Genomic DNA, 20957 nt, shown 5'->3' on the forward strand with positions numbered 1-20957 from the left:
ATGCACCTCAGTTGCAGAAGGTTTTTGGCGGTGGCGGTGCTGTTTTGGTAACGGTTTTAATGATCATCTGATCCTCTTTTTTATCGCTCTTTTTCGCGTCATCGCCGGATGCCGACGAAGTACCCGAACTGCCGGCCGCCGGGATGGAAACCGGCATGGCGGCGACCTGTTCGGGGGTGGATTCACCCTCGAAAATAAACAGCGCCCCGCCGGGACTGAGCTGTCTGACGATGATGTTCGACGCCGTGGTGGACGCCGTGGTGGCGGGCTGGACCGCGACCGCGACAGGGACGGCGGCCGACAGCACCTGGCAGAGCATTGAATTGGGCGAGGTCGAGCAGATGTCCGCTGAGGAAGCGGTTGTCATGATGCGGGCAACGGTGCCTGTGCCGGGGTAGCTGACGGCCAGGTTCGCCGTGCCGGCGGCGGAGGTGATGTTGGGTGCATCGACCGTACTGAAACTGCCGCTGCCCGAACCCGTTGCCGTCACAACGTTGTAAAACGACGCGGCAAGCGGCACAAAGCCGTTGAGCGCGCGGACGTTGAGCCGGCCGTTCAGGCTGGCAGTGTTGCTGATGGCGAGCCTGTCAAAGCTATCGGTGGCCGCCAGCTTGATGTTGAGCACCCCAGTGCTGCCCTGCGTGTACTTGCCCTGGACGGACAGCGTGCCGACGGATCCTGCCGTGCCCGGTGACACGGTGCCGTTGTTCAGCAGCGTCCCGGTACCGCCCAGCGCCAGGGTGCCGGCACCGGCCAGCGTGCCGCCGGCCTGCACATTCACGCCCGCGGCGTTGATGGCCGAGCCGCCCGCCAGCGTCGTCGTGCCGCCCACGATATTGAGCGTGCCGTTGGCATTGCCCCCGCTTTGCGACACGGTGAGCGCGCCACCGTTCAGCGCCAGGTTGGCATTGAGCTGTACCGCGTGGTTGTCCGCCGGATAGTTGTTCAGGTAGTTGCTGTTCAGGTTCAGGGCCAGCTTGTTCGAGGTGCTGGTGATGGGCGCGTTGATGATGATGTTGTTGTTGGCGTTCAGCGTCAGTGCGGCATCGCCCCCGGCGGTCTTGTTGATGGCAGCCGATACCGTGATGTCGCCGTGCGCCATGTCCATGGCAGGGTTGCCCGTGCCCGTGGTGATGCTCACATTCGTGCCGGCATCGAGCTGGGCAACGATGGTCGCCGCGTTGATACGGGCGCCGGTCTCATTGGATGTGATGGCATTGGTGCCCACGACGCCGGCATCCGGCCCGGCCGCCACGATCTCGATGTTGAAGGGGTCTATGTGCCATTCGCCGCCCTGGCCGACCGTCGGGACGTTGACCACGTCCAGCGAAATTTTGCCCGAGGTATCGACATAGCCGCCGCGGCCCGCGCTGCCGGTGGCCGACACCTGGCCGTCAATGGAGGCCGCGTTCTCGGCAATCAGCACCACATTGCCGCCGGTCGTGCCGTTGGCGCTGATGCTGGAGATCGCCGAGGTCTTGACGTCGCCCGAAGCGCGCAAAAAGATCCTGCCCCCTTCCCGTACCGCGCTGGAAGCGCTGATCGTGCCGCTGTTGCTCACCAGGCCCGCCGCCAGGCCTATGCGGCCGGCTTCCGCCGTGATCTGGCCCATGTTGCGGACTTCGCCCGGCGTGCCGGTGATGGCGACGGAAACGCCGGGCGTTGCCGTGTCCACCAGTTGCACGGTTTGCCCCGCCGCCAGCAGTACCTCGCCCTGGGGCGCGTTCAGGCTGCCGGTATTGGCGACATTGGCGCCCACCAGGTAGATGCTGCCGCCGCTGGCCGCGTTGATAGTGCCCTCATTGCGCACTTCGCCCGGTGTGCCCGTGCCCTTGAAGTTCATGCGGCCGGCCAGGAAATCACTGTCACTGACGTTCAGCGAACTCGCGATGAAACGCGCCACGTCGATGCGCGCGCCAGGCCCCACCATGATGCCCGCCTGGTTGATCAGCCACAGGGCGCCGTCGGCCCTGATTTGCCCCTGGATCAGCGACGGGTCGCCGCCGTTGACGCGGGCCAGCAGCGCGGCCGAGCTGTTGATCTGGTGGATGTCGACCAGCGCATTGGAGCCGACGCTGAAGGTCGCAAAATTCGCGATGGCCTGCTGGCTGGTCTGGTTGATGGTCAGCGTGTTGCCGTTTTTTGTGATCGCCGCGTTGCCCGAGGTGACGTTCCAGCCCGTCGGCAGGGTGCCGGCCGGCAAGCCCTGGGCAAAGGCCTGCGTGGCGCAGGCCACCCACAGGGCGCTGGCCAGCAGCGAGAGGCGAAGGGGACTGGAGTGCGGGTTCGAATGCATGGTGATCATGGTGATGGACCTTGTGTTCTTCTTCGTCTTCTTCAGAACGCCAGCGAGGCGCTCAGGTGGGCATTCCAGTCGCCCCGTTTTTCCGTGAGGGAGGTGCCGGCGTTGTTCACGCGCGCCAGGTCCACATTCAGGCTGAAATCGCGGCTCAAGACATAACGCAGGCCGGCGCCCAGGCTGGACACCGTGACGCTGCCCGGCACACCGCTGCTGCCCACCTTGTTGTTGGTGCCGTGGCCCGCGTCAACAAAAAACACGCCGCGCAACTGGCCCGGCAAGCCGACGCTGCCGGCGAGCTCCGGCGTGTACAGCTCGGCATTGGCCACGATGCCGCTGTCGGCCGCCACGGCCCGCTCCTGGAAGCCGCGCACCGCCGTCGATCCGGCCAGGCCGAACTGCTCGCCAGCCAGCAAAGGCGTGTCGGTGAACTGCGCGCTGCCGGCCAGCCTGGCCTGCCAGCCGCCGGCCAGGGCCTTGAACCAGGAAGCCGTGCCGCGCGCGGCCATGAAATCGTCGCGCGTGGCGCGGTTGCCCGGTGTCAGGTAAGAGTAGCGGTCGGTGCGGCCGTCAATATTGGTGTAGCGCTCGCCGCTGGCAATGTTGCGCGACAGGCCCACGCTGTAGCCGGATATCTGGTCGACCTTCTCGGTCTGGCTGCTGTAGGTGATGCTCAGCGGCGTGGTCTTGTAGGGCACGCAGGAGGCAATCGGCGGTGTCGGCGGCGCAATGCTCACCGTGACGCCGCCGACCTCGCAGCGCGAGTCCACGAATTTGTGGTCCAGGCCCAGCACCAGCTTGGCCGTGCTTTCGCCGCTGCGGCCCAGGAAGTGGTTCCAGCGCAGGCCATACACGTCGCCCTTGCCCGTGAAGCCCAGCAGCCCGCCCAGCACCGGGGAGCTGGCCGGCGAATTGACGCTCGATTTGCCGTAGATGAAGTCGACGCTGTCGCCAAAGGCATACAGCGGGACGCGGTAGCCGACCGAAAAGACATTCAGGTTCACGCCCGAAGGGCTGTCCGGCGAGGTCGTGTAGGCCAGCGTGCCCACGTGGTCGCGGTTGAACAGATTGGCATGCTGCACGGCAATGCCGGTGCGCCAGCGGCCGCTGGAGGGCGAGCCCGTATTGTCCAGCGTGGTGATGAGGCGCAGCAGCTTGTGGTCGGTGACCAGGACCTTGGCGTCTATGGTGCCCGGCTTCTCGCCCTCGGCCAGCGTCACGCCGACCTGCTTGGCCGGGCTTTCATTGGCCAGCTGGATGGATTCGGAAATCGCGCCCAGGCGGGGCGCGCTGCCCACCTGCAGCCGCACCAGGCTGGCGCGGATATTGGCCTCATCGAAATGTTCGTTGCCGCTGATGGTGATCGAGGAGATCACGCTCTCCCGCACCAGCAGCTTCACCGCCCCGCCGGCCAGTTCCTGCTCAGGCACCGACACAACCACCGTGCTATAGCCGGCTTTGAGATAAGCCTGCTGCAAGGCTTCGATCGCCAGCTGGATATCGGCAAAACCACGCTGCGGCCCGGCCAGCGGGCCGACCAGGCGATCCACTTCCGCCGCCGGCAGCAGGGTATTGCCTTCCACCTGGAAACGCGTAATGTCAAAACGCTCATCGGCCGCGAGGGCCGTTGAGGCGGCAGCTACTGCAAGCATGCCGGTGAGGCCGCAACGGGCCAGGTGTTTGATCAAGCGGCTTTGACTCATTTGTTCTTATCCACGGGGGGCGGTGGGCTGAACAAATGACTTGGGAAATGGAGCTCTCGGAAGGCTCTGTTCAGGGCGTCTGTAGATCGTAACAGCGCGTAACTGAAAATAGCACCTTCAAGCCGCGAATTTACTTAGTGAACTCACTTATTGTTGTCACTTCACCGCAGTTTTGCGGGGTCTCATCGACCGATGTGGATTCAACGCGAAGATATTGCTGTGCCGAGCAGCTGAAACCCACAGAACAGCAGAAGGCAAAGCAAACCAGCGAAAGCAAATGCGGCTATCCATGGGAAAGCGTTTGATGGCGGTCGGTGTTGGTTTTTGCATCTGCCTTGCTGCCATAGCTACCAAAGTTTCAAGACCATTGGATCATCGACGCTGCTAAGGAATTTGGCTCCAAAATGCGAAAACCCAGCTTGGTTCAAAGCAATATTCAAATATCCACCTGACACCTTGAGGTCGAACAAACGGTGGAGTGGTTGATGGCCTTGAAAAAAACGGCGGGTGATGGGCTTGGAGTCTACGTCCTTAGATAGGATCAATCGCGTATGGCCTGCGGCGCAGGCTTGCATCGCAAGCCGATCCACCGTCCAGTTGGGCGTAACAGTCGGGTTTGTTAATGGTGGGATTGGAAACTGCTCTAGATCACCAAGCGGGCACTTCAGGGGATGTCCAAGGCCGACAATCTTGGGCAAGTTGAACAGCGAAACAACGAACAACCAGCCGTCCTTATAAAGATGAAAAAACAACCGTCTTAGTTCAACGGTGTAGTTACGTGGCTTGCCAACAATCGTAGCGAATATGGTCAGCACGGAATCCATCGGTATCAGTTCGTCTTTCCCCAGCCAGTACGCTTCATAGTAGCCACCGACACCTTTTGTAAGCGTGTGAAGTGTGCTGCGCGTATCTTGCTCCAGAAAAATGGCGGGAAGCATGTGCATGGTCCGGAATCTCTTGATTTCAAGATCATCACTGTCGAGTCCGCATTCAATCCAGTGATTTGCCCGAGCTTCAAGCCAATTCGCCACATCGGCGGCGCCGCTACCGATGGCCCGGACTACGCCGAAATAGGGCAATGAGAGTTTTATCGCCGATGCATCAAATGTGCGTGTGTACAGTGCATCGCCTGCAGAGCCGATAACCTCGAACTGAGAAAACCCCTGAAATTCTGTATATCTGGACGCCGTATCGGCGATTGCCCATGGGCTGCGATCAGCTAGCAGATGTTGGAGATGTGTAGGCAGCGCGCAAGTACCGTTGGAGATGCACTGCAGGTTCTCTGCTAGTTTTTCTATGTGTTCGACATTGCCTGCGGCCAATAGCATTCCACGGCCCGATTGCGCTTTAAATTCCACGTACTTACGCACGAGCCGTGTCGGACTTAGCGGCAAAGCCGACAACAGATTTCCGGTATAGCCCGTTGTTGGAATGGTTAGATGCCGACCGGGCTGATCAGTCGTCAGCAAGACATCGGAAACGGCTACTCGGAGGTCTTCAAAAACAGCAACAACAGTCATGCCTTTTCCAATTGAATCGAACACCCGACCTTCTCATTACGAAGGTTGGCCCGCTAATCCAGTCGCCGCAGTTTTTGCGGGAAATCATGGGTACATCACCCTCAACGAGATGGGCCGCATCTTCCCGTGGATGCATCGTCACCAAGAAGATCCGTACCGGAAGAGGCCACTGCTCAAGCTTGAGCCTCCCCAAAGTCGAAGTCGGGAAACCTGCTGAAATAGTCCATCAGCATTTCCGTCAGTACCCTGATCTTCCGCGCGGGATGCTGACCCGGTGGGCGCACCACGTAGGCGCCTGCTGGCCTGGTGGGGTGTTGCGGCATGACCGTCACGAGTGCGCCGGAAGCCAGATGGGGGCGGGTGAGTCCAAGGGGCAGGTAGCCGATGCCTATACCTGCTACCGCCGCTGCGACGAGCGCAATGCCGTTGTCTGCCTTGAAGCGGCCCTGGGGCCGGACAGAGACGACTTTGCCTTCATGCATCAATTGCCAGGTTTCCGTGCCCTGCATGAGCGCTTCGTGATCCAGGAGTTCGTCCAGGGTTTGAGGCGCGCCGTGCGCTTTGATGTAGGCCGGACTGGCGACCAGGCTCCCGTTCACAGGCCCGACACATTGAGCCATCAGGTTGGAGTCCGCGAGATGGCCAACGCGAATTGCGCAGTCGTAGCCTTCAGCCACCAGGTCGACGAAGCGGTCGCTGTAGCAGGTCTGGATGTGAAGCTGTGGATGCCGGCTCGCCATCTCGGCGAGTACGGGCGCGAAGTGGGTGGGCCCGAAGGACAGCGGCGCCGCGACGCGTAAGCGGCCGCGAAGCTCGCCGGCGGGCAGGATCGTCTCTTTGGCAATTTCTATCTCGGCACACACCCTGGCCGCATAGTCACGAAATGCCGCACCGGCCTCGGTAAGAGATGCGCCCCGCGTGGTGCGAGCCAGCAACTGAACGCCCAGCTCCGCCTCGAGCCTGATGAGCCGCCGGCTGACGATGGACTTGGCCACGCCGAGCCGAAGGGAGGCCGCTGTGATGCCCCCCCCGTCGGCAACTTCCACGAAGGTTCGCAGTTCTTCGATCTCCATCCGGTGTTCCTGTTTATGCGACACAGATGCGCAAATTTGAGGTCTACCGTACCACAAAGAATGGTGCAAAGATTCGCCTCGGGCCATCAGCGAATCGTGTTGCCGCGAGCAAGAACGATCCCTGACTGTGCCGGGCCGGGCAGGCCATATCCACATCCAACACACACCGCCGCGGAGTTCAGTTCGCTGATCGCCGCACGGTGGCGGTCTTTCAAATCCCTCGAATGGAGAAATAGCAGTGAAGTTGATACTACTGATCGGATTCATGGTGGTGAATGGCTTGGCCAACACCCATGCACAAGCCAGGCAAGAGGTGCCGGGCGCGGACCTGATCGTGCACAACGCCAGGATCTTCACCGGCAATCCCGGGCAAGCCGCGGCGTCCGCCCTGGCCGTCAAAAACGGCCGCATCTACTCGGTGGGCACGGATGCCGAGGTGCTGGGTTTGAAGAACGCCAACACCCGGGTCATCGATTCCCGCGGCCGGCGGCTCATCCCGGGCATCATCGACGCGCACACCCATGTGCTCAACGAAGGTGGCTACAACTACACCCTGCGATGGGAAGGCGTGCCAACGCTGCGACTGGCCCTGGCGATGCTGGGTGAGCAAGCCAAACGGACACCGGAAGGCCATTGGGTGAAGGTGATTGGCGGCTGGTCTCCCTACCAGTTCGAGGAGAACCGCTTCCCCACCCTGGATGAACTCCGCCGGGCCGTCCCCAATCGTCCCTTGATCGTGCAGTACGCCTACAACCGCGCCTTCATGAACCAGCAGGCGATGGATGCCCTCGGCGTGGGCACAGACAAGTTTCCCAAGGTCCCGGGCACCGAGTTCGAGAAGGACAAGCAGGGCAAGTACACCGGTGTAGTCCATGGCTACACGTTCTTGTTCATCGCCCTGGAGACCATGGTTCCCCAGCTCTCTTTCGACGAGGAGGTGAGCTCGCTGGTCCAGACGGTTCACAGCCTCAACCGCTTCGGGGTCACGTCCATCGTCGATGCCGGCACGGGCTTCCGCGGGTATCCCAAGGCAGTGCCCACCGTGGACGCCCTTGCCCGGGACAACCGCCTCAACATCCGCATGCCCTTCGTGGACATCCAGTTCGGAGAGGGCAGCGTGGTGGACGCGCAACTCACGGCGATCACGAAGACGGCGCCTATCAGTCCCGGGCACAACTTGCACCCGCAGCTGGCGCACGGTCATGTCTACCGCGGTGCCGGCGAGTTGCTGTCGGCGGATGTCCACGATCATGAAAACTTCGACCGTCCAGCGGTCGTCGTCGAGCCGGACAAGATGCGGGAACTGGTGGAGCGGGACGTCTCCAAGTTAGTCCAGCGGCGAATTCCTTTCCGCGAGCACATCAGCTACGACGAAAACATCACGCCTTTCCTCGATGCGCTCGAGAAGCTGAACGAAAAGACGCCGCTCGACGGCCTGCGATGGAGCATCGAGCACGCCGAGACCATCAGTCCCGCGAACATCGCCAGGGTGAAGGCGCTGGGCGGCGGCATCGCCCTGGACACCAAGATGGCGCTGCACGGCGACGGATTCATCAAGACCCACGGCCGCGACAAGGCATTGCTGACCCCGCGCCTGCGCCAGCTCGTCGACAGCGGCATCCCCCTGGCCATGACCACCGACGCCTTCCGGGCGGCCTCGTTCAATCCGTGGGTCGGCATCAGCTGGATGGTGTCGGGGAAGTCGGTCTCCGGAACCGACGTGCTGGCCAAGGACAACCGCCTGTCACGCGCCGAAGCGCTGAAGCTCTTCACCCGCGGTGCGGCGTGGTTCATGAATGCCGAATCCGAGTTGGGCATGATCGCCCCGGGCCACCTTGCCGACTTCGTGCTGCTGGACAGGGACTACTTCGAGGTTGCGGAATCCCAGATCAAATCCATCGCCTCGGTCTTGACCGTCATGGATGGCCGGGTGGTGTACGGCGCGCAGGACTACCAGCCGCTTTCGCCGGCATTGCCCGAGATCCTGCCCGCCTGGTCACCGATCAAACACTTCGGCGGCTACTACGAAACCCGATGAGGCCTGAAACCATGAACCCCCTCAACGACCTGCCGATTTCCGCCGGCGAAAGCTTTCGCCGCGTCACCTTCAGGACGCGCGGCACTACACACGGCCCGATCACCCGCTTGATGAGCCCATCGGACCTTGGTCACATGCTCAAGCCCTTCGTGTTTCTCGACCTTTTTAACGTCGACCTCCACGACCCGCGAGCAGGTTTCTCCATTCATCCGCACTCGGGACTTGCAACGATCACCGTCATCACCGACGGAGACCTGAGATTCGACGACCCAACAGACGGAACCGGCCACATCGGTTTCGGTGGCTTCGAGTGGATGCGCGCGGGCAAGGGCGTGTGGCACGGCAAAGAGCTGTCCGGCGGGACGACGCCGGGAGCCAAGGGATTTCAGCTCTGGATTGCCTTGCGTTCCGACCTGGAGCACGAGAACGTGGACAGTCAGTACCTTGAAGCCAGGCACGTCCCGACTGCCGGGCCGGCGCACGTGATTCTCGGCAGCTACGAAGGCGTCCGCAGCCCGGCACGCGCCCCTGAGGGTGTGACTTACCTGCTGGTGAGGCTGGCCGCCGGCACCGAGTGGACGTTCACGCCGCCTTCGACGGAGCCGCTTGCCTGGCTGGCGGTTTCAAGCGGTCATTTGATCGAGGAGACCCCAGCCGAAGCCGGCGAAATGGTCATTTTTGAGCAGGCAGTCCAGCCGATCAAATTGAAGGCCGGCCCAACCGGCGACGCCATCTTCGTGATTGGGTCCGCGGCACCCCATCCTCATGATTTGCATCTTGGGAGCTACTCCGTCCACACCTCCGCAGACGCACTGGCCAAGGGTGAGGCCAACATTGAGCGCTTGCGGCGGCTCCTGCTTGCGGCCGGCGACCGGCGAAACGCCAGCGGCACGATCCCCGTCTTCAAGGCGTGAGCCTCCTTGGCCGTCAGACCCGCCCGGGCGCTGCTCAGGCCCGCTTCTTGAACATGGCTGACGCACCGCTGGCCGAGCGAATCTTTTCGGCCGTGTCCAGCAATGCTTCCGACAACTCCTCCATGCGCGCCTCGGTCAGGCGCACCAGCGGGCCGGCGATGGTGACCACGCCTATCGCACCCGTGGGTGACATCACCGGTGCGGCCATGGCCGTCATCTGCGGGGCAAACACTTCGTTGATCATGCTGAAGCCGCGCTTGCGTGCTGCCTGCACATAGGCCAGCAGCGCCTTGACGGTGGTGGGGGCCTTGGGGCCGAAGTCTTTGGGTAAACCAAAGCCCTGTTTCGCTACCAGCCGCATGGCTTCTTCGTCGCTCAGGGTCGACAGCCAGGCGTGGCCGGCGGAGCTGCACGAGAGGCGCACCGACAGGCCCATGTCGGGGTCGTAACGCAGGCCGCGGCGTGCGCCCTGAGCCTTGGCGACAAAGGTGAGGTCGTCACCGTCGACCACGGCCAGGCGCACCAGCTCGCCCGATTCTTCGGCCAGGCTGTCGAGCAGCGGCTGCGCCACATCAACCACGCCCGACGCGCTCAAAAAGCCCAGGCCCAGCGACACGAGCTTGATGGTCAAAACGTATTCGCCCTGCTCACGCACCTGGCGCACATAACCGCAGCGGCACAGCTCGGCCAGCAGCCGGTGGGTGGCGCTGAGCGGCATGTCGAGCGTGGCGGCAAGCATGGAGACGGTTTGCCCCTCGGGGTGCACGGCCAGATGCTCCAGGGTTTTGAAGCTTCGTTCGAGAAGGGTGCTCATGGAGAAATGACGTGTTCAGGCAAAGGCATGGCGCTATTTGGCCACGCCTTTGCGGCCGGGCCAATCACGGAATGATAATGGTTTTCCATAATGGAAAGACTTTCCACATTGATTGATGATCCAGCCTGCCCTGAGGGTGGCGCGCGTATCGGCGCTGCCCGTCCGCTCACTTTCCACTATTCAAATCCGAGACAAAAGGAACCTTCCATGACGCCGATGCCCTCACTTCGCTTCACCCGCCGCACCCTCGCCCTGGCCGCAGCCGCCCTGTTGGGCCTCTCGACCACCGCCATGGCCCAGGACATCCAGGAACGCACCATCAAGTTCGGCCACCTGAACAACCCCGACCACCCGACCAGCCTGGGCGTGCGCAAGTTCGCCGAGATCGTCGCCGCCAAGAGCGGCGGCAAGATCAAGGTGCAGGAATTCGCGGCCTCCCAGCTCGGCAACGAGCTGCAGCAGCAATCCGCGCTGCAGGGTGGCGTGCAGGAAATGCTGGTGGCCTCGACGACGTCGCTGAACGGCATCGTCAAGGAATTCGGCCTGCTCGATTTTCCCTTCCTCTTCGCCAATGCGAAACAGGCTGACGCGCTGGTCGACGGCCCCCTGGGCAAGATGCTCACCGCCAAACTGCCTGAAAAGGGCGTGATCGTGCTGGGCTTCTTCGACCTGGGCTTTCGCAACGTCACCAACAGCAAGCGCCCCATCATGAAGGGCGCCGACCTGGAAGGCCTGAAGCTGCGCGTGATCCCGAACCCGGTGTTCCTGGAAACCTTCAAGACCTTCAAGGCCAACCCGGTGCCTATGCCCTTTGCCGAGCTGTACGGCGCGCTCGAAAGCAAGGCTGTGGATGGCCAGGAAAACCCCTTCGCGGTGATTGCCTCGAGCAAGTTCTATGAAGTGCAGAAGTACGTGAGCGGCACCAACCACGTCTATGCCACCAACCCGATCCAGATCAGCAAGCGCTTCTGGGACAAGCTCTCGGCGACCGAGCACAAAATCCTGCAGGACGCCGCCATCGAAGCCCAAAACTGGCAGCGCGTGGTCAGCCGTGAAGTCTCGGCCAAGGCCCTGGGCGAGCTCACGGCCAAGGGCATGCTCTACAACGACGTTCCGCCCGCCGAGCTGGCCAAGATGCGCGCCGACGTGCGTCCCGTCTACGAGAAGTTCTCCGCCGCGTATGACCCGGCCATCGTGGCCCTCTTCAAGTCCGAGCTGGAACGCGTGTCGAAGTTCTGACTGCCATGAAAATACTTGTGCTCCACGGGCCGAACCTGAACCTGTTCGGCCGCCGCGAACCCCACATCTACGGCACCACGACGCTCGCACAGATCAACGACATGCTGGCAACACTGGCCGGAGAGCTGGGCGTGACGCTAGCAACCATCCAGTCGAACCACGAAGGGGCGTTGATTGATTTCCTGCACCAGCACATCGACACGGCGCAGGGCGCGCTGGTCAACCCTGCCGGCTTAACGCAGCACGGCGTGCCGCTGCATGACGCGATCAAGGCCATGCCCTTCCCGGTGGTCGAGGTGCACATGTCGAACCTCGCGACACGTGAGCCCTGGCGCCACCACTCGATCATCTCGCCGGCGGTGAAGGGCACGATCCAGGGCTTCGGCCCGCGCTCCTACCTGCAGGGCCTTCGGGTCGTGACCGACATCGCGCGCGAAGCGCAGGCCCCCATCGTGCAAAACTGACATGGACAAGTTCGTCGACAAGGCCTGCAAAGGCATTGAGTTCCTCATCGCCCTCGGCCTGGCCATCATGGTCGTGCTGGTGTTCGGCAACGTCGTGTTGCGCTACGGCTTCAACTCGGGCATCACGGTGTCCGAAGAGCTGTCACGCTGGCTGTTCATCTGGGGCACCTTTCTCGGAGCGCTGGTCGCACTGCGTGAACACGGCCACCTCGGCATCGACATGGTGGTGGGGCGGCTGCCGGTCATCGGCAAAAAGATCTGCCTCATCATCGGCCACGCACTGATGATCTTCATCGTGGTGCTGCTGGCCATGGGCAGCTGGGAGCAGGTCAAGATCAACTGGGACGTCACGGCGCCGACGACCGGCTGGTCCATGTCCATCGTCTACCTCTCGGGTCTCGTGTTCGGCGTGCTTGCGTGCGGCCTGCTGCTGCTGGATTTGTGGAAGGTCATCACCGGCCAGCTGTCGGAGGACGAACTGGTCATGGTGCAGGAGTCGGAAGAGGCCGTGCAGCTCAAGCAGGTGCTGGACGATGCGCGCCAGCCGGACAACACCGTGGGAGCACGGCCATGACCATCTTCATTTTCATCGGCTCGCTGCTGGCCGCCATGGCCCTGGGCATTCCCATCGCGTTTGCGCTGCTGGCCAGCGGTGTCGCCCTGATGTGGCACCTGCAACTGTTCGACGCGCAGATCCTGGCGCAGAACCTGGTCGGCGGCGCCGACAGCTTCCCGTTGCTGGCCGTGCCCTTCTTCATGCTGGCCGGCGAGATCATGAACGTCGGCGGCCTGTCGCGCCGCATCGTCAACCTGGCGATGGCGCTGGTCGGCCACGTCAAGGGCGGGCTGGGCTACGTGACCATCATGGCGGGTTGCCTGCTGTCGGCACTATCGGGCTCGGCCGTGGCGGACGCGGCCGCGCTCACCGCGCTGCTGCTTCCGATGATGGTCAAGGCCGGCCACGACAAGAAGCGCGCCGGCGGCCTGATCGCCGCCGTCGGGGTGATCGGCCCCGTGATCCCGCCCAGCATCGGGCTGGTGATCTTCGGCGTTGCGGCCAACGTGTCGATCTCCAAGCTCTTCTTCGCGGCCGTTGTGCCGGGCCTGCTGATCGGCGGCGCGCTGTGGATCACCTGGGCCTGGCTGGTGCGGCGCGAGGACATCGTGCCGCCGCCGCGCAAGTCGGCCACTGAGATCATGAAGGCGTTCCGCGACGCCACCTGGGCGCTGGTACTGCCGGTCATCATCCTGGTTGGCCTGCGCATGGGCGTGTTCACGCCCACCGAGGCGGCCGTGGTGGCCGCCGTCTACGCCCTGTTCGTCTCTACCGTCATCTACCGCGAACTCAAGCTCCCGCAACTCTACGGTGTGTTCGTCGCGTCGGCCAAGACCAGTGCCATCGTGATGTTCCTGATCGCCGCGGCCATGGTCAGCGCCTGGCTGATCACGGTGGCCAACCTGCCGGGAATGGTGGTGGACCTGCTCAAGCCCTTCATGGACAGCCCCATTTTGCTGATGGCGGCGATCATGGTGCTGGTGATGCTGGTGGGCACGGCGATGGACATGACACCCACCATCCTGATCCTCACGCCGGTGCTGATGCCCGTGATCAAGGCCGCAGGCATCGACCCGGTCTATTTCGGCGTGCTGTTCATCATCAACAATTCGATCGGGCTGGTGACGCCGCCGGTGGGCACGGTGCTCAACGTGGTGGCGGGGGTCGGCAAGATCAGCATGGACGACGTCACCAAGGGTGTCATCCCGTTCATGATCGCCGAGTTCGCGGTGATGTTTTTGATGGTGGTATTCCCCAAACTGGTCACGGTTCCGGCAAGCTGGTTTTACTGAAGTTCTACTGAGGTTCGACGATATGGCACTTTTAGGCAAGGCTGCAGTAGCGATGTGGTGGGACATCCTGCCCGCGCAACGCGAGGAGTTCCAGGAGTGGCACTCCCGCGAACACTTTCCGGAACGCATGGGCATTGAAGGCTTTCTGCGCGGCTCACGCTGGTCCAACATTGACGGTGGAACGGGATTTTTTGTGATGTATGAGCTGGCATCGTATGAAACCCTCACCTCCGCGGGATATCTGCAGAGCCTGAACAACCCGTCGCCATGGTCGGCGAAGATGATGCCGCACCACCTGCACATGGTGCGCAGCCAGTGCAAGCTGCTCAGCAGTTTCGGTGCCGGACTGGGCCGGGCGGTGCTGACGATTCGCCTGTCACCTGCGGATGGCCAGGCAGGGCCCTTGCTGGCCTGGCTGGAGAAGCTGCTGGCGCGCCAGGCGGAAAGCAGAGGCATCGTCGGGGCGCACCTGCTGCAAACCCGAACGCCGGAGGCAGCCATGACCCAAGAGCAAAAAATCCGCGGCGGGGATGCCGCCGCCGACTGGATTGTCTTGCTGTCGTCCTATGAGACGGAGGCCCTGCAACACGCCCTGGCCAACGAGCTGTCGCCGCAGAATCTCAAGGCTGCAGGCGCCCTTGCGGCCATGACACACGGCATCTACGTTCTCTCCTATTCACTGGGGACGCATGACTTGCATCCTGCCGCGCAGGGCGGGGCAGCGTAAGTCCCCGTCAATCCGGTTTCTTTTCTTTCAGCCACGCTTTGGTTCTCGAATGGGTGCAAAGATCAATGCGGTCACGTTGTTTGGGTTCCACTAAACAGGCGACCGGAACTGTATCAATTTGCTTCTTCCGTGCTATCCTGAAATTTAAAATTTTTAAAACAGGCACCGGAAAAATGAAAAATACTCCACGCGTTGCTTTCGCACTTATCGCGTTAATTGCTGGCGGGCAATCTTTCGCTGAAGAATGCTATGTCCATGCCTTAGTATCTTCGGCTGACCGTAAAGTTGGGATCGTTCTTGATGTTGTGCGAGTAAAAATCGACCAACCTTTCAATAGTCCCAATAAACTAAATCTGAATCAAGCGATCCAGAATGACCTGAATGCTCGCGCACTTGATTTCACGAAACGAAATTTGAAGCGCGCTGAGGGGAGCATCGATCCAGGCACAATTTTTAAGAGGGTCGAGCTAAGCTATGGGGACGAGTGTTACGCAGATGCGGCGGCTGCTGAAAGGTTTCGAAACATTAACCTAAAGTCTAACGACAACGTATTGCACGGCAATTGGGGTGAGGGCAGCAAGCCTGTCCAGGCCCAAAATGCTCCGACCGCGGCAAAAAACAACGGGCCGGCCGTAAAAGCTTCGAACAATTCCCCAACTCTCACGGGGGTGCCCGCCGATCAGAAGGCGACGGCCGCGAGCAAGTCTGGCGCGAAGCCGGTTGTTGAAAAGAAGTCCGACTCGACTGTCGCCAAGACTCCACCTGAACAAAAAGTTTATAAATTCAAAGCTGCCAGAACCATCCGTACGCCGAATTATCTTAGCGAAGAACAGGCGAGGAATTGGGTGAAAGAAGAGCGTGCGAAGCTCACCTCCGCACCCGGTGTGAACATCAGTTCGACCGTTATTGGTGAAACCCCTGTCTCCTGCAAAGCAGGACGGTCAAGCGGGAAGGTCCAATGTGAAATGACTGTGACATGGAATGTGGAGTCACATTTCAATCCCGCAAAAGGAAAGGCTGGACCGTCAAAGACGGTTGCCAGATAAACGACGATTCATTTGAAGGCTGCCTGCTTTACATGGCAGGCTGGTTGGCTGCATTCCGCAGCTTCCGGCAAGCCCCGGACATTGGTAAACGTCTTCAAGCGGTGGTCGGGCGGCTGAAAACGGAACTGTTCTACCCTCGGGACTGGAAAACCACAACCGTTGAGCAGTTCATTCAGGTAGTCGATTCCTGCATCCGCTGGTGCAACGAGAAGCGGATCAAGATCTCTCCTGGCTCTCCTGGCTCTCTTGGCTTTCTTGGCTTTCTTGGCCCCATCGAATACCGGGAGAGCCTTGGATTTACGACATAAACCAGTCCAGGCAATTGTCCGCACCCCCTTGCCGCGCCAGGTGGGTCGGATTTCGACGGAATCCAACAAGAAAAAAGCCCCTGTTTCTTGCGAAACAGGGGCTTTTATTGGTGCCGGAGAGATGAATCGAACACCCGACCTTCTCATTACGAATGAGCTGCTCTACCGACTGAGCTACACCGGCGTTTTATGGAATACAGCCCGAGATTATAGCCCGGAGTGGTAGGAGGTCACCCGTTCGACCTCATTTTTGGAGCCGAGCATGACGCTGACGCGTTCGTGGAGCTTGCCGGGCTGCAGGTCGAGGATGCGCTGTTTGCCGTTGGTGGAGGCGCCGCCGGCCTGCTCGACCAGCCAGCTCATGGGGTTGGCTTCGTACATCAGGCGCAGCTTGCCGGCCTTTTCGGGCTCGCGTTTGTCCCAGGGGTACATGAAGACGCCGCCGCGGGTCAGGATGCGGTGCACGTCGGCCACCATGGAGGCGATCCAGCGCATGTTGAAGTCCTTGCCGCGCGGGCCGTCCTTGCCCTGCAGGCATTCGTCGATGTAGCGCTTCACGGGTGCATCCCAGTGCCGCATGTTGCTCATGTTGATGGCGAACTCCTTGGTGTCCTCGGGGATTCTGACGTTCTCTTCGGTCAGCACAAAGGAGCCCTGCTCGCGGTCCAGCGTGAACATGGCGACGCCGTCGCCCACCGTCAGCACCAGGGTGGTCTGTGGGCCGTAGATGCAGTAGCCGGCCGCGACCTGCTTGTTGCCGGCCTGCAGGAAGTCTTTTTCTTCGACGCCGGCATGGCCTTCGGGCTTTTTGAGCACGCTGAAGATGGTGCCGATGCTGACGTTGACGTCGATGTTGCTGGAGCCGTCGAGGGGGTCGAACAGCAGCAGGTATTCACCCTGGGGGTAGCGGTTGGGCACCACGTAGATGCTGTCCATTTCTTCCGAGGCCATGGCCGCCAGGTGGCCGCCCCATTCGTTGGCTTCGATCAGCACCTCGTTGGCGATGATGTCGAGTTTTTTCTGGATTTCGCCTTGCACGTTCTCGCTGGAGGCGGTGCCGAGCACGCCGCCCAGCGCGCCTTTGTTGACGGCCTGGCTGATGCTCTTGCAGGCGCGCGCGACCACTTCCAGCAGCAGCCGCAGCTGCGAGGGGATGTGGCCGTCCATGCGCTGCTGCTCGACCAGGTAGCGGGTCAGGGAGATTTTTTGGGACATGGGGGCTCCGTTGGATGAAAGGTTGGATCGGTTGGCGGCGATGTTGTTGTCGGGTATGGCCGGGCGAGGTGATCAGCGGGGCTTGCCTTGCGGTTTGCGCTCTTCAAATTCGGCCAGCGTGGCCAGGGCGCTCTCCAGCAGGTACTCGTCGTCCTTGGCGCGCGCAATGTCCACGCGTTGCTGGAAGAAGGCGCGTGCTTCGGCAGTCCGACGTATTTCGTGCGCGAGCACCCCGAGCTGGAACAAGGCGTCGAGCACGATGTCGGTGTCCTCCAGGGCCTTGCCCAGCGCCAGGCGCTGCTGCAGCCAGGTTTTTGCCTCGGCATGTCTGCCCAGCTCGTAGGCATTTTGCGCCAGGTTGTTGATGACGCCGGACAGGCGCTTGTCCGTGCCGAAGCCGAAGGCGGCTTGCGCATCGGTGAGCAGTTGCCGGTTGTGCGCCAGCGCTTCGGCGAAGCGGCCGGCCTCGTGCAGGGCGTAACCGATTTCTTCGCGCATACCCAGCTTCTGCTCGACGCTCAACGTGACGCCTTCGTGCGCGGCCCAGTGGGCCGACTGCTGAATGTGTTCGATGGCGGTGTCGTATTCCTTGGCCTCCAGGGCCGACTCACCGATGGCGTAGTGTTGTTCATAACGCCCGGTGGGGGTCAGCTTGCCTTTGGCGGCGCGCATGGCCAGGGCGCGCAGGCCCAGAGGCAGGCCTTCGGTGTCCTGCTGGCGTTTGTGGAACACCGCGAACTGCAGCCACAGCAGGTCGGCCATTTCGTCGGAGTCGGCTCCCACGGCTTCGGCCAGGGGCTGCAGAGCGGCCAGGTCGGCCGACATGCGTGAACCGCTGAACACGCCGCTGGCGTCGTACACGGTGTCGCTCAACCGCTTGAACTTTTTCGCAAACCGCTGTGCGGGGGTACCGAATGAGAAGAATGCCATGGTGGTGTCGTCCTCGTTCAGTCGGCCAATGCGCGCGAGACCACTTCGTGGGTGTCTTTGCTCAAATCGGTTTTGGCGGCGACGCGGGCAATCGCTTCACGCGCCGCGCTGCGGTAGGGCTCGGCCAGCTTGCTCCAGCGGTCCAGGGCGCGCGCCAGGCGGGCGGCGACCTGCGGGTTGATGGCGTCGAGCTCCATCACGCGGTCGCTCCAGAACACATAACCGGCGGCGTCGGCGCGGTGGAAGGCGGCGGGGTTGCCCTGGCAGTAGGTGCTGACCACGCTGCGTGCGCGATTCGGGTTGCGCAGGCTGAAGTCGGCGTGCTTCATGAGCTGCTTGACGGCCGGCAGGATGTTGCCGTTGCGGTCGGGCGCGCCGGCCTGCAAGCCAAACCATTTGTCGATGACCAGGGCTTCGTCCTTGAACATGGCGTGGAACAGCGGCAGCGCCTCGCCGGCCAGGGCATGGCCGCTGGAGACCAGCGCGGCCAGCGCGTTGAAGCGGTCGGTCATGTTGCCGGCGTCCTTGAAGCGCTGCAGGGTCTTGCCGGGCCAGGTGCCATCGCCCGTGGTTTGCGCGGCCAGGCACAGATAGGTCAGCGCCATGCCTGCGAGCGCGCGGCGGCCGCTGGAGATGGGGTCGGGTGTGTAGGCGCCGGTGTCGTGGTTGGCCTGGTAGGCGGCCTCCCAGTCGGCGGCCAGGGCCGTGGCCAGTTGCAGGCGCATGGACTCGCGCACCGCGTGGATGCGTTGCGGGTCGACCACTTCGAGTTGTTCGGCCAGGTAGGTCTCGGACGGCAGCGTGAGCACCAGTTCCTTGAAGGCCGAATCGAGCGTGGGGTGGCGCAGCACCTGGCGCATGGCGTCCAGGTAGGCTTCGTCGAGCACGGCGGCGGGGGTGGACACCGCGGTGATGGCCGCGATGGCGCGGTTGACGGCCAGGCGCTGGCCGGCCTCCCAGCGGTTGAAGGGGTCGCTGTCGTGCGCCAGCAGGTGCAGCAGCTGGGCATCGGTGTAGTCGAACTCGAGCACCACCGGGGCGGTGAAGCCGCGCAGGATGGAGGGCACGGGCTCGGCATCGATGTTGGTGAAGGTCAGTGTTTCGCTGGGCTGCGTGAGCACCACGGTGCGCGTGCTGGCGGGCGGCTGGCTTTCGCCGGCGAGCTGCAGCGGCAGGTCTTGCCCATCCGCGCCCAGCAGGCCCAGGCCGACCGGGATCACAAACGGTTGCTTGACCGGCTGGCCCACCGTGGGCGCGCAGCTTTGCGCCAGCGTCAGCGTGTAGGTGCGGGCGACGGCGTCATAGCTGCCTTGCGCGCGCACGCGTGGCGTGCCGGCCTGGCTGTACCAGCGCTTGAACTGGGGCAAGAGGCGCGCCAGGTCCGACATCGGGTTGGCGTCGGCAATCGCCTGCGCGAAATCGTCGCAGGTCACGGCCTGGCCGTCGTGGCGCTCGAAGTACAGCGTCATGCCGCGCGCAAAACCCTCGCGCCCGACCAGGGTCTGCATCATGCGCACGACCTCGGCGCCTTTTTCGTAAATGGTGACGGTGTAGAAGTTGCTGATCTCGACATAGCTGTCGGGCCGCACGGGGTGGGCCATGGGGCCGGCGTCCTCGGGGAACTGGGCGGTGCGCAGCACACGCACGTCCTCGATGCGCTTGACGGCGCGGGCCGAGGGGGCGCCGGCCAGGTCCTGGCTGAACTCCTGGTCGCGGAACACCGTGAGGCCTTCTTTCAGGCTCAGCTGGAACCAGTCGCGGCAGGTGACGCGGTTGCCCGTCCAGTTGTGGAAGTACTCATGGCCGACCACGCTCTCGATGTTGGAAAAATCCACGTCGGTGGCGGTGGCCTGGTTGGCCAGCACGTACTTGGTGTTGAAGATGTTCAGGCCCTTGTTTTCCATGGCGCCCATGTTGAAGTCGCTGGTGGCGACGATCATGAAGCGCTCCAGGTCCAGCGGCAGGCCGAAGCGGGCTTCGTCCCAGGCGACAGAATGCATCAGCGAGGTCATGGCGTGCTCGGTCTTGTCGAGGTCGCCGGGGCGCACGTAGACCTGCAGCGTGTGCTGCTTGCCGGCGCGCGAGGTGATGCGCTGCTCACGGCTGACCAGCTGGCCGGCCACCAGGGCGAACAGGTAGCTGGGCTTTTTATGTGGGTCCACCCACTTGGCGAAATGCCGCGCGCCGTTGGGGCCGGGCTCCAGCGGGCCCTGGTCGACCAGGTTGCCGTTGGACAGCAGCACCGGGTACTGGGCCTTGTCGGCGCGCAGGGTGACGGTGTAGCTGGCCATCACGTCGGGGCGGTCCAGGAAGTAGGTGATGCGGCGGAAGCCCTCGGCCTCGCACTGCGTGAAGAAGGAGTCGTTGCTGACGTAGAGGCCCATCAGCTTGGTGTTTTTGGCCGGGCAGGTGGTGGTGAAGATTTCGAGGTCGAAGGGCTCGTGGCCTTCGGGCAGGTTTTCCAGCACCAGCTGGTTGCCTTCCATCTTGAAGGAGGTGCCCTGGCCGTTGACCAGCACGCGCGACAGGTTGAGTTCCTCGCCGTCGAGCTTGAGCGGCTGGGCCGGCACGCCGGGGTTGCGGCGCAGGCGCATCTTGTTGAGCACGCGGGTCTTCGCCGGGTCCAGGTCGAAGCACAGGTCGACGGTGTCAATCCAGTAGGCGGGGGCGATGTAGTCGGCGCGGTTGATGACCACCGTGGGTCCTTGTCCTGATCCACGGTCATCGGGCATTTGCAACATGGCTACTTCCTCAAAATCAAAACAGTCTAAAAACTCAAATCAAATCAGCAAACCCCGGCCGGCCGGCGTGGCCGCCCG

The 20957-nt window shown here is 62.4% G+C and carries 16 protein-coding genes, 1 tRNA gene and 1 pseudogene; 9 read left to right on the forward strand and 9 right to left on the reverse strand.

Features of this window, described 5'->3' with window-relative positions; genetic code table 11:
- Window positions 1–7 precede the first annotated feature (7 nt).
- From AC1D1F_RS07515 to AC1D1F_RS07530, 4 genes are all read right to left on the reverse strand, one after another.
- Complete coding sequence (locus tag AC1D1F_RS07515) at window positions 8–2305, reverse strand: two-partner secretion domain-containing protein (RefSeq protein ID WP_477678263.1); 2298 nt, start codon at window positions 2303–2305, stop codon at window positions 8–10.
- A gap of 32 nt (window positions 2306–2337) precedes the next feature.
- A complete protein-coding gene (locus AC1D1F_RS07520) occupies window positions 2338–4002 on the reverse strand; it encodes a ShlB/FhaC/HecB family hemolysin secretion/activation protein (RefSeq protein WP_477700689.1) in 1665 nt (554 codons plus the stop codon).
- A 347-nt stretch (window positions 4003–4349) separates the two neighbouring features.
- A complete protein-coding gene (locus tag AC1D1F_RS07525) occupies window positions 4350–5522 on the reverse strand; it encodes a hypothetical protein (protein WP_477697320.1) in 1173 nt (390 codons plus the stop codon).
- 173 nt (window positions 5523–5695) lie between these two features.
- Window positions 5696–6595 (reverse strand): LysR family transcriptional regulator, encoded by a 900-nt coding sequence (locus AC1D1F_RS07530; protein WP_477678468.1) that lies wholly within the window; start codon window positions 6593–6595, stop codon window positions 5696–5698.
- Between the two features lie 238 nt (window positions 6596–6833).
- On the opposite strand from AC1D1F_RS07530, the gene AC1D1F_RS07535 reads away from it, so the two are divergent.
- Window positions 6834–8633 (forward strand): amidohydrolase, encoded by a 1800-nt coding sequence (locus AC1D1F_RS07535; protein ID WP_477700690.1) that lies wholly within the window; start codon window positions 6834–6836, stop codon window positions 8631–8633.
- An 11-nt stretch (window positions 8634–8644) separates the two neighbouring features.
- Window positions 8645–9547, forward strand: a complete 903-nt coding sequence (locus AC1D1F_RS07540) for a pirin family protein (protein WP_477678707.1) — start codon at window positions 8645–8647, stop codon at window positions 9545–9547.
- A gap of 34 nt (window positions 9548–9581) precedes the next feature.
- Here AC1D1F_RS07540 and AC1D1F_RS07545 read toward each other — a convergent pair whose 3' ends face one another.
- The gene (locus AC1D1F_RS07545) at window positions 9582–10361 is read right to left on the reverse strand and encodes an IclR family transcriptional regulator (RefSeq protein WP_477678708.1); all 780 of its coding nucleotides are present in this window, start codon (window positions 10359–10361) and stop codon (window positions 9582–9584) included.
- A gap of 207 nt (window positions 10362–10568) precedes the next feature.
- On the opposite strand from AC1D1F_RS07545, the gene AC1D1F_RS07550 reads away from it, so the two are divergent.
- From AC1D1F_RS07550 to AC1D1F_RS07580, 7 genes and pseudogenes are all read left to right on the forward strand, one after another.
- Complete coding sequence (locus tag AC1D1F_RS07550; RefSeq protein ID WP_477678709.1) at window positions 10569–11600, forward strand: TRAP transporter substrate-binding protein; 1032 nt, start codon at window positions 10569–10571, stop codon at window positions 11598–11600.
- 5 nt (window positions 11601–11605) lie between these two features.
- Entirely contained in the window at window positions 11606–12064 is a 459-nt protein-coding gene (locus AC1D1F_RS07555) for a type II 3-dehydroquinate dehydratase (protein WP_477678710.1), read from the forward strand.
- 1 nt (window position 12065) lies between these two features.
- Window positions 12066–12638 (forward strand): TRAP transporter small permease, encoded by a 573-nt coding sequence (locus tag AC1D1F_RS07560; protein ID WP_477678711.1) that lies wholly within the window; start codon window positions 12066–12068, stop codon window positions 12636–12638.
- A complete protein-coding gene (locus AC1D1F_RS07565) occupies window positions 12635–13912 on the forward strand; it encodes a TRAP transporter large permease subunit (RefSeq protein ID WP_477700691.1) in 1278 nt (425 codons plus the stop codon). Before AC1D1F_RS07560 ends, AC1D1F_RS07565 begins: the two co-directional genes overlap by 4 nt.
- A 22-nt stretch (window positions 13913–13934) precedes the next feature.
- The gene (locus AC1D1F_RS07570) at window positions 13935–14639 is read left to right on the forward strand and encodes a hypothetical protein (RefSeq protein ID WP_477678774.1); all 705 of its coding nucleotides are present in this window, start codon (window positions 13935–13937) and stop codon (window positions 14637–14639) included.
- An 80-nt stretch (window positions 14640–14719) separates the two neighbouring features.
- Window positions 14720–15685, forward strand: a complete 966-nt coding sequence (locus AC1D1F_RS07575; protein WP_477678773.1) for a hypothetical protein — start codon at window positions 14720–14722, stop codon at window positions 15683–15685.
- A gap of 107 nt (window positions 15686–15792) precedes the next feature.
- Window positions 15793–15993 (forward strand): annotated as a pseudogene (locus tag AC1D1F_RS07580) (IS3 family transposase); the annotation flags it as partial.
- A 108-nt stretch (window positions 15994–16101) separates the two neighbouring features.
- Here the strand turns inward: AC1D1F_RS07580 and AC1D1F_RS07585 are convergent.
- From AC1D1F_RS07585 to pepN, 4 genes are all read right to left on the reverse strand, one after another.
- Window positions 16102–16177 (reverse strand) — tRNA-Thr (locus tag AC1D1F_RS07585).
- A 23-nt stretch (window positions 16178–16200) separates the two neighbouring features.
- Window positions 16201–17208, reverse strand: coding sequence for a class 1 fructose-bisphosphatase (locus AC1D1F_RS07590; RefSeq protein ID WP_477678772.1), 1008 nt, complete (start codon window positions 17206–17208; stop codon window positions 16201–16203).
- Window positions 17209–17280: 72 nt separating this feature from the next.
- Complete coding sequence (locus AC1D1F_RS07595) at window positions 17281–18138, reverse strand: tetratricopeptide repeat protein (protein WP_477696059.1); 858 nt, start codon at window positions 18136–18138, stop codon at window positions 17281–17283.
- Window positions 18139–18155: 17 nt separating this feature from the next.
- Window positions 18156–20879 (reverse strand): aminopeptidase N, encoded by a 2724-nt coding sequence (pepN, locus tag AC1D1F_RS07600; protein ID WP_477696058.1) that lies wholly within the window; start codon window positions 20877–20879, stop codon window positions 18156–18158.
- Window positions 20880–20957 lie beyond the last annotated feature (78 nt).

It is taken from the genome of Polaromonas sp. P1_H6 (genome assembly GCF_056405195.1).

Coding starts and splice junctions, on each gene's coding strand:
- AC1D1F_RS07590 (WP_477678772.1), bottom strand. CDS start 17,208: ATGTCCCAAAAAATCTCCCTGACCCGCTACCTGGTCGAGCAGCAGCGC.
- AC1D1F_RS07555 (WP_477678710.1), top strand. CDS start 11,606: ATGAAAATACTTGTGCTCCACGGGCCGAACCTGAACCTGTTCGGCCGC.
- AC1D1F_RS07540 (WP_477678707.1), top strand. CDS start 8,645: ATGAACCCCCTCAACGACCTGCCGATTTCCGCCGGCGAAAGCTTTCGC.
- pepN (WP_477696058.1), bottom strand. CDS start 20,879: ATGTTGCAAATGCCCGATGACCGTGGATCAGGACAAGGACCCACGGTG.
- AC1D1F_RS07570 (WP_477678774.1), top strand. CDS start 13,935: ATGGCACTTTTAGGCAAGGCTGCAGTAGCGATGTGGTGGGACATCCTG.
- AC1D1F_RS07520 (WP_477700689.1), bottom strand. CDS start 4,002: ATGAGTCAAAGCCGCTTGATCAAACACCTGGCCCGTTGCGGCCTCACC.
- AC1D1F_RS07545 (WP_477678708.1), bottom strand. CDS start 10,361: ATGAGCACCCTTCTCGAACGAAGCTTCAAAACCCTGGAGCATCTGGCC.
- AC1D1F_RS07560 (WP_477678711.1), top strand. CDS start 12,066: ATGGACAAGTTCGTCGACAAGGCCTGCAAAGGCATTGAGTTCCTCATC.
- AC1D1F_RS07595 (WP_477696059.1), bottom strand. CDS start 18,138: ATGGCATTCTTCTCATTCGGTACCCCCGCACAGCGGTTTGCGAAAAAG.
- AC1D1F_RS07565 (WP_477700691.1), top strand. CDS start 12,635: ATGACCATCTTCATTTTCATCGGCTCGCTGCTGGCCGCCATGGCCCTG.
- AC1D1F_RS07515 (WP_477678263.1), bottom strand. CDS start 2,305: ATGATCACCATGCATTCGAACCCGCACTCCAGTCCCCTTCGCCTCTCG.
- AC1D1F_RS07550 (WP_477678709.1), top strand. CDS start 10,569: ATGACGCCGATGCCCTCACTTCGCTTCACCCGCCGCACCCTCGCCCTG.
- AC1D1F_RS07530 (WP_477678468.1), bottom strand. CDS start 6,595: ATGGAGATCGAAGAACTGCGAACCTTCGTGGAAGTTGCCGACGGGGGG.
- AC1D1F_RS07525 (WP_477697320.1), bottom strand. CDS start 5,522: ATGACTGTTGTTGCTGTTTTTGAAGACCTCCGAGTAGCCGTTTCCGAT.